This is a genomic window from Rhizobium beringeri, from assembly GCF_004306515.1.
Lineage (GTDB): Bacteria > Pseudomonadota > Alphaproteobacteria > Rhizobiales > Rhizobiaceae > Rhizobium > Rhizobium beringeri.
Genome location: NZ_SILG01000001.1, coordinates 476,499 through 490,560, shown reverse-complemented (window position 1 = coordinate 490,560; position 14,062 = coordinate 476,499). Strand labels below are relative to the sequence as shown.

At 62.7% G+C, this 14,062-nt stretch carries 12 protein-coding genes; 7 read left to right on the top strand and 5 right to left on the bottom strand.

The features are described 5' to 3' along the window. Window positions 1–41 precede the first annotated feature (41 nt). Both glcE and ELH03_RS02480 read right to left on the bottom strand, forming a co-directional pair. Entirely contained in the window at window positions 42–1,241 is a 1,200-nt protein-coding gene (gene glcE / locus ELH03_RS02485; protein ID WP_130765982.1) for a glycolate oxidase subunit GlcE, read from the bottom strand. After that, entirely contained in the window at window positions 1,238–2,677 is a 1,440-nt protein-coding gene (locus ELH03_RS02480) for an FAD-linked oxidase C-terminal domain-containing protein (protein ID WP_130765981.1), read from the bottom strand. The genes glcE and ELH03_RS02480 overlap by 4 nt, the downstream gene beginning before the upstream one ends. 161 nt (window positions 2,678–2,838) lie before the next feature. On the opposite strand from ELH03_RS02480, the gene ELH03_RS02475 reads away from it, so the two are divergent. After that, the gene (locus ELH03_RS02475; protein WP_047621919.1) at window positions 2,839–3,735 is read left to right on the top strand and encodes a LysR family transcriptional regulator; all 897 of its coding nucleotides are present in this window, start codon (window positions 2,839–2,841) and stop codon (window positions 3,733–3,735) included. Window positions 3,736–3,748: 13 nt separating this feature from the next. Here ELH03_RS02475 and ELH03_RS02470 read toward each other — a convergent pair whose 3' ends face one another. Next, the gene (locus ELH03_RS02470; RefSeq protein WP_130765980.1) at window positions 3,749–4,600 is read right to left on the bottom strand and encodes a LysR family transcriptional regulator; all 852 of its coding nucleotides are present in this window, start codon (window positions 4,598–4,600) and stop codon (window positions 3,749–3,751) included. A gap of 136 nt (window positions 4,601–4,736) precedes the next feature. Between ELH03_RS02470 and ELH03_RS02465 the strand changes: the two genes are divergently transcribed. Then, window positions 4,737–5,732 carry a zinc-dependent alcohol dehydrogenase family protein gene (locus ELH03_RS02465; protein ID WP_130765979.1) on the top strand — a complete coding sequence of 332 codons (996 nt, stop codon included), beginning with the start codon at window positions 4,737–4,739 and terminating at the stop codon, window positions 5,730–5,732. A gap of 19 nt (window positions 5,733–5,751) precedes the next feature. On the opposite strand, the gene ELH03_RS02460 is transcribed toward ELH03_RS02465, so the two are convergent. After that, a complete protein-coding gene (locus ELH03_RS02460; RefSeq protein WP_281035095.1) occupies window positions 5,752–6,912 on the bottom strand; it encodes an adenosylhomocysteinase in 1,161 nt (386 codons plus the stop codon). Window positions 6,913–7,063: 151 nt separating this feature from the next. Then, window positions 7,064–7,975, bottom strand: a complete 912-nt coding sequence (locus ELH03_RS02455) for a LysR substrate-binding domain-containing protein (protein ID WP_130765977.1) — start codon at window positions 7,973–7,975, stop codon at window positions 7,064–7,066. A gap of 234 nt (window positions 7,976–8,209) precedes the next feature. Here ELH03_RS02455 and ELH03_RS02450 point away from each other — a divergent pair, with 234 nt between their 5' ends. From ELH03_RS02450 to ELH03_RS02430, 5 genes are all read left to right on the top strand, one after another. After that, complete coding sequence (locus tag ELH03_RS02450) at window positions 8,210–8,758, top strand: NUDIX hydrolase (protein WP_128403066.1); 549 nt, start codon at window positions 8,210–8,212, stop codon at window positions 8,756–8,758. A gap of 62 nt (window positions 8,759–8,820) precedes the next feature. Then, window positions 8,821–10,320 carry an inorganic phosphate transporter gene (locus ELH03_RS02445; RefSeq protein ID WP_130765976.1) on the top strand — a complete coding sequence of 500 codons (1,500 nt, stop codon included), beginning with the start codon at window positions 8,821–8,823 and terminating at the stop codon, window positions 10,318–10,320. Between the two features lie 120 nt (window positions 10,321–10,440). After that, window positions 10,441–11,178 (top strand): 16S rRNA (uracil(1498)-N(3))-methyltransferase, encoded by a 738-nt coding sequence (locus tag ELH03_RS02440; RefSeq protein ID WP_130765975.1) that lies wholly within the window; start codon window positions 10,441–10,443, stop codon window positions 11,176–11,178. A gap of 147 nt (window positions 11,179–11,325) precedes the next feature. Then, a complete protein-coding gene (locus ELH03_RS02435; RefSeq protein WP_130765974.1) occupies window positions 11,326–12,699 on the top strand; it encodes a glutamate--cysteine ligase in 1,374 nt (457 codons plus the stop codon). A 313-nt stretch (window positions 12,700–13,012) separates the two neighbouring features. Further along, complete coding sequence (locus ELH03_RS02430) at window positions 13,013–13,879, top strand: DUF937 domain-containing protein (protein ID WP_128403062.1); 867 nt, start codon at window positions 13,013–13,015, stop codon at window positions 13,877–13,879. Window positions 13,880–14,062: the final 183 nt, after the last annotated feature.

The following is a 14,062-nucleotide window of genomic DNA, read 5'->3' as shown; positions in this document are numbered from 1 at the left end:
GGTTTTGCCGGAGATACGCAGACACGGATCCATCTTGTCCCTCACCCCATCTTCCCCGGATTGAATATGCCGGCCGGATCGAATTTTTCCTTTACCCGCCGCGACAGCATCGCCACCGCCTCGGGTTCGGGGTGGAAGGCAGCGGTAACCGCCCTCGCCTCAGCAGATGCACGGATCAGCGTCGCGTGGCCGCCACCGAGCGCCTTGATATAGCGACGAACCAGTTCGGCTTCTGGGCCTGCCTCCATGCGCATCCAGACGAGACCGCCCTGCCAGTCGTAGAAGGCGTCGACGGCGGCTTCGAGGCGGAGTGCTGCGACCAGCTGATGGCCGGTGCCGGGGGCGACCGAGACGCGCCAGACCGGCCGCGCCGTGCCGTCGGCATAAGGCAGCACGTCGCGAATTTCCTGCCAGACCTTTTGGCTTTCCGGCTGCTCCAGCCGCGTGACCGTGGCGAAGGCCGACATTGCCGCGGCAAGCTTTTCGATGCGCACGTCGACCGAGCCCGGCAGGCCTTCGATGCGCAGAGCGGTCGCCTCACCCTCGGGCAATTTGCCGGCAAGGAATTTCCACGTCACCGTCAAGGGCAGATGGGCAGCACCCGAGACTTCGACCGGCAGCGCCATCGCCGCCGCCATGGCGTTTGCCGCCTCGGCGTCGTTGAGGCCCGATAGTACCACCGTCCGCTCCGTCTTCGGGCGTGGCGGCACACGGAAGGTGACTTCGGTGAGGAAACCCAGCGTGCCATGCGAGCCGGCGGCCAGCTTGACGAGATCGAGGCCGGTAACATTCTTCATCACCCGGCCGCCGGCCTTGATGATCTCACCCTTGCCGTTGACGAAGCGCACCCCGAGCAGGCTGTCGCGGGCAGCACCCGCGATCAGCCGACGCGGACCGGAGACATTGGCAGCGAAGACGCCGCCGATGGTCGGCTCGCCGGATGTCCCCATCACAGGGCGATGATCCATCGGCTCGAAGGCGAGCATCTGACCGCTCTCCTGAAGTGCCGCCTCGACCTCGGCAAGCGGCGTGCCCGACCGGACGGTCATGACCATTTCGCCGGGATTATAGGCGACAATGCCGGCAAGCCCGGTCGAGCGCAGCCGGTCCTCGGCGGCAACGGTATTGCCGAAGCCCGAGCGGCTATTGCCGCCGCAGATCGCGAGCGGTTGGCCGCTTTCCGCATGGGCGCGGACGATCGCTGCTGCCTCTTCCTCGCTCCTCGGCATCAGATCGATCATGCGGCGGGACGCCCTTCGAGCGGGAAGACCTTCGACGGGTTGAGGAGCCAGCCGGGATCGAAGGCGGCACGCGCCGCCATCTGCTGGGCGAGATCAGCCTCGGAATATTGGTGGCGCATCAGGTCGCGCTTCTCGATGCCGACGCCATGTTCGCCGGTGAGGCAGCCGCCGGCATCGACGCAGAGCCGAAGGATATCGTTGCCGGCCGCCTCGGCACGGGCGGCATCCTCGGGATCGTTGGCGTTGAAGAGGATCAGCGGGTGCATATTGCCATCGCCGGCATGGAAGACGTTGGCGACGCGCAGGCCGTAATGATCGACGATCTCGGCAGTCCTCTTCAGCACGTGGGAGAGCTGGCTGAGCGGCACGGTGCCGTCCATGCAGATATAGTCGGCGATGCGGCCGGTGGCGCCAAAGGCGGATTTGCGGCCCTTCCAGATCAGCGCCGCCTCGGTCGCCGACTGGCATTCGCGCACGGTCTTCACAGCGTGTCGCCGGGCAATCTCGACAATGTCCTTCAGCGCGGCGTCCATCTCCGCTTCCGACCCTTCGACCTCGACGATCAACAGCGCGCCGACATCGAGGGGGTATCCGGCATGGGCGAAGGCCTCGCAGATCTCGATCGCCGGCTTGTCCATGAATTCGATCGCGACCGGGATAATGCCGGCGGCAATGATATCAGCAACGCAGGCGCCAGCCTCTTCCGAGCTCTCGAAGCCGAAGAGCACCGGGCGCGCACCTTCCGGCTTGGCGATCAACCGCACCGTCGCCTCAGTGACGATGCCGAGCTGGCCTTCATGGCCGCAAACGAGGCCGAGCAGATCATAACCTGCCGCATCCAGTGCCTTGCCGCCAAGCTCGATCACGGTGCCGTCGACCAGCACCATCTTGACGCCGAGCAGGTTGTTGGTGGTAACGCCGTATTTCAGACAGTGGGCGCCGCCGGAATTCATGCCGATATTGCCGCCGATCGTGCAGGCAAGCTGCGAACTCGGGTCAGGTGCATAGAAAAAGCCGTCCGCGGAGACGGATTCGGAAATATTGAGATTGGTGACGCCGGCCTGGACCACGGCGACGCGGTTCGACAGATCGATTTCGAGGATGCTGTTCATCTTCGACAGGCCGAGTACGACGGCATCCTCCTGCGGAATGGCGCCGCCGGAGAGCGAGGTGCCGGCGCCGCGCGGCACGACGGGAATGCCGTAGCGATTGCAATAGCGCATGACGGCCGAAACCTCAGCCGTGGTGCGCGGCAGGGCGACGGCGAGCGGCAGGCGGCGGTAGGATACGAAGGCATCGGTCTCGAACGGCACCAGCTCGCGCGCCTCATGCACCAGACATTCCGGCGGCAAAAGATCGGTGAGATCGGCAACGATCTGGGCTCGGCGCGCCAGCACGTCGGCACGAGGGCTGAGAAACGAAATGGCGTCGGACATGGCGTTCTCCCTGGCCCTGACGAGGGGGAATGACAGCGGGAAGATGACAGCGGAAACCGGCCGCGAACCTCCCTGCCGCCGATAGACCGGCTTAGCACTTTCCCGAAAGTGGCGCAAATGCTAAGCACTTATGCCAAAAGGGGAAAAAGTCACAAAACCTTATGACCAATCTGGGTGATCTCGAAATCTTTGCCAAGGTCGTTTCAACGGGAAGCATGTCGCTCGCCGGGCGGGCGCTCGGCTTTTCCCCGGCCGTCGTCTCCAAACGGATCAAGCGGCTGGAGGACCGGCTCGGCACCCGGCTTTTACAGCGCACGACGCGGCAAATCTCGCTGACGGAAGCCGGACAGGGCTTCTACGACCGCGTTCTCGGCATTCTCGCCGGGTTGGAGGAGGCAGAATTCTACATTTCCGGCCGCTCGGCGCAGATGCACGGCACGCTAAAGATCTCGGCCCCGACGTCCTTCGGACGCATGCATATCGCGCCGCATCTGAAGGATTTCATGGAGGCGCATCCGGAACTGGCGATCAACCTGGTGCTGACCGACGAATTCAGCGACATCGTCGGCGGCGGCTTCGATCTGGCGATCCGCATCGCCGAACTCACCGATTCGAGCCTCGTCGCCCGCCGTCTGGCGCCGGTACGCCGGCTGCTCTGCGCCTCGCCGGACTACCTTGCAGCGCATGGCGAGCCGAAGCACATTGACGAGCTGAAACACCACCGCTGCCTGCCGGCCCACAACAACGACACCTGGCGGCTGAACGGGCCGGACGGGGCGCTGAGTCTCAGGCCGGAAGGCATGCTGATCACCAATTCCAGCGAAGTGATCCGCGAGGCTGTCATCGCCGGCCTCGGGATCGCGCTACGTTCCACCTGGGATATCGGCGAAGAGCTCAAGGCCGGCCGGCTGGTGCAGGTGCTGCCGGCCTATGAAGGCTCGCACAATGTCGCGCTCTCGGCCGTCTATCCCAGCCGGCAGTTCCTGCCGGCCAAGGTGCGGCTGTTCATCGACTATCTGGCAGAGCTTTATGGGCCGGTCCCTTATTGGGAGCGCTGATGGCAGCGCCGGTTCAGCGCGCCAATCTCTCGATGACGAGATCCAGCAGGGCGCGCAGCCGCGCCAGGCGCTTCATGTCGCGGTGATAGCCGACCCAGGTGTCGCGGCCGGGCGGCGGTTCACCGAGATCGACCAGTTCGATGGCCGCAAGGGAATCGCCGAGCGGCCGCGGCAGGACGGCGAGCCCGGCTCCATTGGCACAGAGCGCCGCCTGCACGTCGCGGCTGTTGCTGCGCATGACGATGTCGGCCCGCGGCAACAGGCGCTGCAGCCAGCCGACATCCGGCATGTCGCCAAAAGCCTCGTCCATGGTGACGAGGCGGGCGCCTGCGCCGTCACCGGCTTCGGGGTGCGGTGTGCCGCGGCTGATGTAAAAGCCGTATTCGATATGGATAAGCTTGCGCGATATGATCTCCGCTTCCGTGAAGGGCTGAATGCGGAAGACGAGGTCGGCTTCGCGTCGCGACAGGCTGAGAAGCCGGCTGTCGGTCAGCAATTCGACCACCACCTTCGGATGGACTTGCGAGAATTCCGCCAGCACCGGCGAAAGCACGTGCGCGCCGAACCAGTCGGATGAGGACAGCCTGAGAAAACCATCGAGCTGACCGCTGCCGCCGGCAAGGACGCGCTCCATGGCGAGCGCCTCCTCCTCGATGCGTTCAGCGCCGGCGAACACGGCCGTGCCTTCGTCGGTCAAGACGAAGCCATCGGTCGTGCGCTGAAAAAGCGTCTGGCCGAGAGAGGTTTCAAGGGCGCGCAGCCGCCTGCCCATCGTCGGCTGTGTCAGCCCGAGGCTGCGGGCTGCTGCCCCCAGCGTGCCGAACCGCGCGATCGCCAGAAACAGCTTGAGGTCGCTCCATTCCATCGCTCATCCGCCAAACAAAAATGCATGACCTTCAGTCGTTATCTTTCATTTTCATTCGCGTTTCAATGAACCATCTTACTTCCATGCCAGTTGCGGTGCCCCTGCAGACGCCGCACCGCGAACGAAGGAGAGTTCCATGCCTGTAGAATCAACGATGAAAGCGCTGTTGGCTGAAGCGCCGAATTCGCCATTGCGCACCGCCGATGTTGCAAAACCGGTGCCCGGCGAAGGCCAGGTTCTGGTGCGCATCATGGCAAGCGGCGTCAATCCGCTCGACCTCAAGATCCGGGCCGGCAATGCGGCCCATGCCCGCCATCCGCTTCCCGCCATTGTTGGTATCGACATGGCCGGTGTTATCGAAGAGATCGGAACTGGCGTCAGCGGTTTCCGCCGCGGCGACGCGGTCTACGGCATGACCGGCGGAGTCGGCGGCATTCAGGGATCGCTTGCCGAATTTGCAGCTGTCGAGGCCGTGCTGCTGGCACCAAAGCCCCAGAATCTGTCGATGCGCGAGGCAGCCGCTCTGCCGCTGATCTCGATCACCGCCTGGGAGGGGCTTGTCGACCGCGCCGGGGTCAAGGCCGGCCAGAAGGTTCTCGTGATTGGCGGCGGCGGTGTCGGCCATATCGTCGCGCAGATCGCCAAGGCTGCCGGAGCCGAGGTCTATGTGGTCGACGGCGCTTCGAAAGCGGACTACCTCGCCGGCCTTGGCGCTACACCGATCGATCGTGACGTGGACACGGTTGAAACCTATGTCGCAAGACACACCGGCGGCAAGGGTTTCGATCTGGTCTACGATACGGTCGGCGGCCAGGGGCTCGATACGGCATTCCGAGCCGTCAGCCAGTTCGGCCACGTCGTGAGCTGCCTTGGCTGGGGAAGCCATGCGCTGGCGCCGCTCTCCTTCAAAGCCGCCACCTATTCCGGCGTCTTCACGCTGGTGCCGCTTCTGACCGGCGAAGGACGCGCCCATCATGGTGAGATCATGCGGGAGATGACGAAGCTCGTCGAAGCCGGCAAGGTGATGCCGAAGCTCGACCCGCGCCGCTTCACCCTTGCCGATACAGATGAGGCGCATCGGCTGATCGAAGACCGGCAGGCAGACGGGAAGCTCGTCGTCGAGATCGACTGATCTTAATCCGTCGGCGGAATTAGCGCGCCAGATCGAGGTAGGCGTTCGCCACCATCGCATCAATATCAGCGGGCACAGGCACGACACAGGACTGGAAGCCGGCCTCGCCCTTGGCGATGCGTTCCAGGCAGCGGGCCTGAAGGGTGAAGCCGAGATCCATCGACTCGACCGTATTGCCGAGCGGCCGCGGGCCGGCGAGATTGACCATGTGGCCGCCACCCAGCACATGGAAAGAGCGGCCCTCGCTGAGATGGAAGGTCTCGATATGGTCGGCCTCGTAGCGGTCGATGCCGATGACATCGGGATGGCGACGGAAGGCTTCGACATCGATCTCATGCGGGAAATGGCCGCCGTTCATCAGGATCGCGCCGTCCTTGACGAGCGGCAGGTCGGCTGCCGTCACGATACCGGCAAAACCCGTGACGGTGACGATTATATCGGCCGAGCGGATCGCCGCGTCGCGCAGCGGCGTGCCGAAACCATCGAGATGAGCTTCGAGCGTCGTCACCGGATCGATATCGACGACACTGACGGTAGAAAAGCCATTGCGGAAACAGGCGGCCGTGCCCTTGCCGCAGGCGCCGTAGCCGAACACCGTCACGCGTTTGCCGTTGGTGGAGCGGTTGGTGAAGCGCAGATAGCTTTCGAACAGGCTCTGGCCGACGGCATGCCTGTTTTCGGCGAACTGCTTGATCGGGCTGTCGTTGATGACGAGGATCGGCAGGTTCAGGCGCGCACGCAGCGGCAGCAGGCGCGTACGGCCCGAGGTGGTCTCCTCAGTGCCGCCGCGGAGATTGGCGTAGGGTTTTTCCGCCGCGATGGCGAAGAGATCACCGCCATTGTCGAGCAGCAGATCCGGCTTTTCGGCAATCACCGCTTCGAGGTTCTGATGATGCGCGGCGGGATCGGTCGTCTGCGTCGCGAAGACCGTGATGCCCTGCGAGCGCAGGAACTCGACCGTCGAAGCCTGGGTGCTGTTGAGATTGCCGGTGCAGACGAGACGCGCGCCGCCGGCGCGAAGCGTCATCAGCAGCGCCACCGTCTTCGGCTCGAGATGAATGCCGGTGCCGATCGACAGGCCCTCGAAGGGGAGCGTCCGCTCGAATTCGGCGGCCGTCGCCTTGAGCAGCCGGCAGCTATTGCCGATCCAGTCGATGCGGGTTGCGCTCTTCTCCATCATCTCTTTCCTACGTCGGTGTTGGTGCCGTTTCTAGAGTTTGCGCAATTCCGGACGCAAAACCACTGCACACTTTTGCTGGAATTGCTTTAGCGGAGCGACGAGGCTGCTGATATGGAAGTAATTCTGGCGAAGGGGCAGAAAATCTGCTCCTTCAGGCCAGTGTCCCACAACGAAGCAACCAACCGGACAAGGCGGCAAAGGCCGGCCGTTTCGCATCCGGCGTGCGGCAGCAGAAGCTGTAGCCCGATGGCCGGGAGATGAAGCCATAGGGCGCGACCAGATGCCCGCGCTTAAGATCGTCCTCGATCGAGGCGCGCGGGGCAAGCGCCATGCCAAGCCCGGAGCGGGCAGCAGCCAGCGCCAGCAGCAGATCCTCGAATTCCTGGGCGCGGGAAAAGACGACTGGCGGCGTGCCGCTTTCGGCAAACCATTCGTCCCAGAGCTTGGGAACGCTGCGGCTGGCGAGCATCGTCAGCGCACCCATTGCCGCCGGGTCGCGCGACAGTGTCGCGGCAAGCGAAGGCGTCGCGACCGGGCCGAACTCGTCCGCCATGAACCGCAGGGCGGAGATGCCCGCGGCCGGCCGATATTCGCCGCCCATGATCACAGCGTCCAATTCTGGGTGCATTTGCAACGGTTCGACGATGGTCATCGGCACGATGTCGACCGCCGTGTCGCCGAGACTTGCCTGCATCGCGGCGACACGCGGCATCAGCCACCAGACTGCGAAGGCGGAGGGCACGCCGAGACGGATGCGGTTCGCCGCAGTCCCTTCGAGCTCGGAAGCAGCACGCTGCAGGATGTCGAAAGCCGCACCCGAAGCTTCGGCAAAAGCCCGGGCCTGCAGGGTCGGGACCAGCCTGCGGCCGTCACGCGTGAAGAGCTTGCGGCCGAAGTGATTCTCCAGCGTGGCGATCTGCTGGCGTACCGCGCCGCGCACCACATTCAGCTCTTCGGCAGCCTTCAGAATGCTGCCATGACGGCAGACGGCCTCGAAGGCGCGGATGGCATTGAGCGATGGAAGACGCATGAGGACGACATTCACAAGATCATAGTGGATCACTAGATCTCGCCATTGAACGAAAGGCAAGATCACGCCATATTGTACAGCTGTGCAATGTGACGCATTCGAGACAGGGTGTGACGGATTTTCCGAACCTGTCCCACCTCGATTTCCCCTATGAACGGCGATCAATTCGCGTTTCGAGTCGTGCTGCGCCTTTTTGAATTGCGTAAGCTTTCCGTGATATACGTATATGAGTGATTCCTAACGACGACTGCGAAGGTGACCCGACCATTGACTCTTTTCGCCCGACTGGCTTCCGATGTGCAACTGATGTTCCGGCGCCCGCCGCGACAGCAATATGGTGCGCTCTGCTACCGGGTTAAGAAGAAGAGCGGCGAGGTCGAGGTGCTGTTGATGACGAGCCGCGACACCGGCCGCTGGGTCATTCCCAAGGGCTGGCCGATGACGCGCAAATGCGCCCATGAGGTCGCGATGCAGGAGGCCTTCGAGGAAGCCGGCGTCCGCGGCGTAGTCGAAACGGAAACGCTTGGTGCCTACACCTATTCGAAGGTGCTGCGCGACGGGGTGCAGGTGATCTGCAAGGTGCAGGTCTATGCGCTCGAAGTCACCGACATGGCGAAGAACTTCAAGGAAAAAGGCGAGCGCCGCATCGAATGGGTTTCATTCGACGAAGCGGCCGGGCGGGTGCGCGAACCGGAGCTCCGTCACCTCTTCCTTGCTTTCAAGAAAAAGATGACCGACAGGCTTTCGGCCAAGGCGGCGAAGCAAGTTTCAACGGACAACCAAATTCCGGCGGCCAAGCAAATTCCGGCGGAATGATTCCTGCCATCTTGCACTGCTAGAAAAGCAGCGTAGAAGCAGATTCATTCTCAGGAACAAGAATGCCGCCACGTCCCGCAGTCCTCACGAAACGCACGCTCGACAAGGACCTCGACAAGATCACCCATGCCGAGGACGTGGCGAAGCATGTTTTGCGGCGGCTGGTGGCGCCTGGTCTCGGGCTGATTTTCGTCGGTCTCGCCATGCTTTTTGCCGGTGTCTATGTGTTCGACCGGCCGGGAGCAATGCTCGTCGTGGCGGCGGCAGCCCTTGCCGGCTACATGGCGATGAATATCGGCGCCAATGACGTGACCAACAATGTTGGTGCTGCCGTCGGCGCGCGCGCCATGACGATGGGCCAGGCACTCGTCATCGCGGCGATTTTCGAAGTTCTTGGCGCCACGATCGCCGGTGGCGAGGTCGTCAGGACGATTTCCTCAAACATCGTCGACGCGGTCCAGGTGCCGCCGGCGCTGCTTGGCTGGATTATGATGGCGGCGCTGATGGCGGCGGCCCTCTGGATCAACCTCGCAACCTGGATGAACGCGCCGGTTTCCACCACCCACGCGATCGTCGGGGCGGTGATCGGGGCCGGCATCTCAGCCGTCGGGCCGGAGCCGGTGAATTGGCGAGTGATGCTGGAAATCACGTCGAGCTGGATCACCTCGCCGCTGATCGGCGGGCTGATTGCCGCCGGGCTGCTTTATCTCGTCAAGACGCTGATCATCTATCGCGACGACAAGATCGCGGCCGCCGAGCGCTGGGTGCCGGTGCTGGTCGCGGTGATGGCCGGCGGCTTCATGGCTTATATGGTGCTGCAGCTGTCGCCCCCGGGCAGGTTCCCGCCGCTGACCGTCCTCCTCATCGGGATCGGCATCGGGCTGGTAAGCTGGCTTGCCGCCCGGCCGCTCGTTCTTGCCCAAGCGCGAGATCTCGAAAACCGCAACAGCTCGCTGCGGACGCTGTTCCGGCTGCCGCTGATCGGCTCTGCGGCGCTGCTGTCCTTCGCACATGGCGCAAACGACGTTTCGAACGCGGTCGGACCACTGTCGGCGATCGTCAATTCGGTCGGCATCGGCGGCGACGGCGGTGTCGGACATCCACCGCTCTGGGTGATGCTGATCGGCGCGTTCGGCATCTCCGTCGGCCTGCTGCTCTTCGGGCCGCGCCTCATCCGCCTGGTCGGCGAGGAGATTACCAAGCTCAATCCGATGCGGGCCTATTGCGTCGCGCTGTCGACCGCCTTCACCGTCATCGTCGCCTCCTGGCTCGGCCTGCCGGTCAGCACCACACATATCGCCGTCGGCTCCGTCTTCGGCGTCGGATTCTTCCGCGAATGGTACACGCGCCATTCGAAGCGCCGCATCGCCTATATCAGGCGCAAGGCCGAGAGCTTTGATATCGACGAGCCGGAGGAGCCGAATATCCACGAGACACGGCGGCGCTATCTCGTGCGCCGCTCGCATTTCATGACGATCATTGCCGCCTGGATCGTCACCGTGCCGGTTTCGGCAGTGCTTGCGGCAATGATTTATTGGGTTATGTTCGCGCTCTTCGTCTAAAGCGCGTCGCGATCTTTCAGATCCGCGTGCCGTGCTTTAGGTCTTTATTTTCTAGCATGTCTTCGTCGCAAAACCGCTGCGCAGTTTTGCGAGACATGCTTCAAGACCTCGAGTTTTTAAATGCGCGCCAATTTCCGTATGCAACGGCTTTTCGTCGAGGCGCCGCTTTCCAGCGGTGCCGTCGTGGAGGCGAATGCCGATCAGTTCAACTATCTCGCCAATGTGCTGAGGATGGAGGAAGGTGGGGAGATCCTGCTCTTCAACGGCCGCGACGGCGAGTGGAAGGCTAGCCTCTCCTTCCCCACGCGCAAACGCATTCAGCTCGCGGCAATTGAAGAGACGCGGCCGCAGCCGCAACCTTGCGACCTGCATTATCTCTTTGCGCCACTCAAGGTCGGCCGCATGGATTATCTCGTGCAGAAGGCGGTCGAAATGGGAGCCGGCCTGCTGCAGCCGGTCATGACCCAGCACGTCCAAGGCAAGATCACCAATCTCGACAAGATGCGCGCCAATGTCGTCGAAGCGGCGGAGCAATGCGGCATTCTCGGCATTCCCGATGTGGCCGAGCCGGTGAGGCTTCTCGAGCTGCTCGACCGCTGGCCGAGCGAGCGCCGCATCATCTATTGCGACGAGGGCGATGCCGGACAGAACCCGCTACCGGTGCTGTCAGCGATCAAGGAAAGACATCTCGCTCTGCTCGTTGGGCCGGAAGGCGGCTTTTCGGAAGAAGAACGGGCGCGGCTTCGAAGCCTCGATTTTGTCACCGCCATTCCGCTCGGACCGCGCATCCTGCGGGCCGATACGGCAGCCGTTGCGGCGCTGGCGGTGGTCCAGGCCGCGATCGGCGACTGGAACTAAGGTCGAAAACGGGTTGACATGGAAATCGCTGTTATTTTTTTGATGCGTCGTTGAAAGAATTTCACTTGCAACATGGGTGGCTTGGGTCCTAATCACCCTTCCAACTGCCCGGCCCCCTGGGCGCCTTTTTGAATACAGGTATCCCGCATGGCCCGCGACACCACCGACCAGACACCGATCTCTTCGGTCCAGGATTTGACCGACTATATCGCCGCCGGCAACAAGCCGCGGGAGCGCTTTCGGATCGGCACCGAGCACGAGAAATTCGCTTTCTTCCGCGCCGACAACAGCCCGGTGCCCTATTTCGGCGATGCCAGCATTTCGGCCCTTTTGACGGGCCTGCAGAAAAAGAGCGGCTGGGAGCCGATCACCGACGGCGGCAACATCATCGGGCTTGCCGAGCAGCACGGCATGGGCGCGATCTCGATCGAGCCCGGCGGTCAGTTCGAACTCTCCGGCGCACCGCTGGAGACGATCCACGAGACCTGCAAGGAATCGAACCAGCATCTGGCGACGCTACGCGAAATCGCCGAGCCGATGGGCATCCGCTTCCTCGGCATCGGCGGCAGTCCGAAATGGACCTATGCGGAAACCCCGCAGATGCCGAAATCACGCTACGAGATCATGACCCGCTATATGCCGAAGGTCGGCACCCAGGGTCTCGACATGATGTACCGTACCTGCACGATTCAGGTGAATCTCGACTTCTCCTCGGAAGCCGACATGCGCAAGAAAATGCGTGTCTCGATGAAGCTGCAGTCGCTGGCGACCGCTCTGTTTGCATCCTCGCCTTTCACCGAGGGCAAGCCGAACGGGCTGCTCTCCTGGCGCGGCGATATCTGGCGCGACGTCGACAACCGGCGCGCCGGCCTGCTCGACTTCACCTTCCGCGACGATTTCGGCTTCCGCGACTATGCCGAATGGGCGCTCGACGCGCCGATGTATTTCATCGTCCGCGACGGCCGCTATCACGACTGTACCCATGTCACCTTCCGCCAGTTCATGAACGGCGCATTGAAGGGCGAGGTCGCCGATCCGGCGCCGACGATGGGTGACTGGACGAACCATCTTTCGACACTTTTCCCCGACGTGCGGCTGAAGCGTTTCCTCGAAATGCGCGGCGCCGACGGTGGCCCGTGGCGCCGCATCTGTGCGCTGCCGGCCTTCTGGGTCGGCCTGCTCTACGATGATGCGGCACTCGATGCTGCCGACGAGTTGACGAAGGATTGGACCTTTGCCGAGATCAGCGCCCTGCGCAATGCCGTTCCCGCGGAAGGTTTGAAGGCGCAATTTCGCGGACATCCGCTCTTTGACATGGCGCGCGAGGTGGTCGGCATATCAAGGGCCGGCCTCAAGGCGCGCGGCAAGCTCAACCGGGAAGGCCAGGACGAGACGATCTTCCTGGCGCCGCTCGACGAGGTGCTCGCCAAGAAGGCGACGCTCGCCGAGGATCTGCTTTCGCTCTATCACGGCCGCTGGCACGGCTCTGTGGAGCCCGTCTTTGAGGACTATCAGTACTGAGTCCGACCCAAAGCGGTTCCCCTCTTCCCGGAATCGCTCTGACAGCCCCTATTTTCGCCTGTTTCCGGGCAGCGGAAGTGAAGGCCGGCGACCTAGCCATCGTGCTATCCGAGGATTGAAAGAGTTGGAGCGTCCTTTGTGCGTCAGAAAGCACGCACGGCGCTCCAGTGCTCCACCGCCCGCCGCTGAAGCCTCGGCCGCATGCTCTCGCTAAATTCCTCCCTAAGTTCTTATGGCAAAAAGCAGTTTGCTCATTGCCATTTCCGGTTATAGTGGCGTTACAACGCGTCACGACCCGGGGAAAGGGACTTCCATGCTGCCACTCTTCGACATGATGATGCAGGCGCAGAATGGCGCGGCGATGGAGGCGATCGCCCGGCAATTCAACCTCGCGCAGGAACAGGCGACGAAGGCAATGGCGGCGCTGATGCCGGCCTTTTCCGCCGGGCTGAAGCGCAGCACCAGCAATCCCTATGATTTCGTCGGGCTGATGCAGGCGGTCTCCTCCGGCAATTACGCGCGATATTTCGAGGATATGAACCGGGCGTTCACGCCGGAGGGTATTTCCGACGGCAACAATATCCTTGCCCAACTCTTCGGCTCGAAGGAGGTTTCGCGCGCGGTCGCCGCCCAGGCCGCACAGATGACCGGCATCGGCCAGGATATCTACAAACGGATGCTGCCGGTGCTGGCCGATACGCTGATGGGCGGGCTCTTCAAACAGACGACCGGCCAGATGGCCTCCCCGGTCAACCCCTTCGTCAACACCGCGATGAACGAGACCATCCAGAAGTGGCTGGAAAGCACCGGCTTTGCGCCGAAGCCGAAGACAACTCCGGAACCCAGCATCTTCGACAATCCCTTCACGCAAGCGATGCAGCTGATGTTTTCGGTGCCGAAGCCGGAAGCGACATCTCAGCCGAACCCCTTCCTCGACAATCCCTTCGCCAAGGCCTTTCAGGAGATGATGGGCGGGCTTGGCCAGCAACCGGCGGCCAAGACTGCGACCAAGACGCCGGAGGCGCCGAAGGAAGAGGCGAAGGTCAATGCCGACAGCTACACCGAAATGCTGAACGCCATGTTCGACAGCGGACTGGAAGTGCAGAAGAACTACCAGAGGAACCTGGAAGCGATCTTCGAAACCTATCGGCCGAAGCCGTCCTCTGAGACCAGCGAATAACCCCGAAAAGCGGCGCATTAGAGCGCTGTGCGTCCTTTCGGACGCACAACGGACGCTCTAACTCTTTCAATCCTCGCATCGTGCTTTCCGACAATCGATTCCGATTTTCGGGCCGATGCGCTGCGGCATAAAAAAACCCGGAGATGGCTTGGGAAAGCCGATCACCGGGTCAAGCGGCAGGGC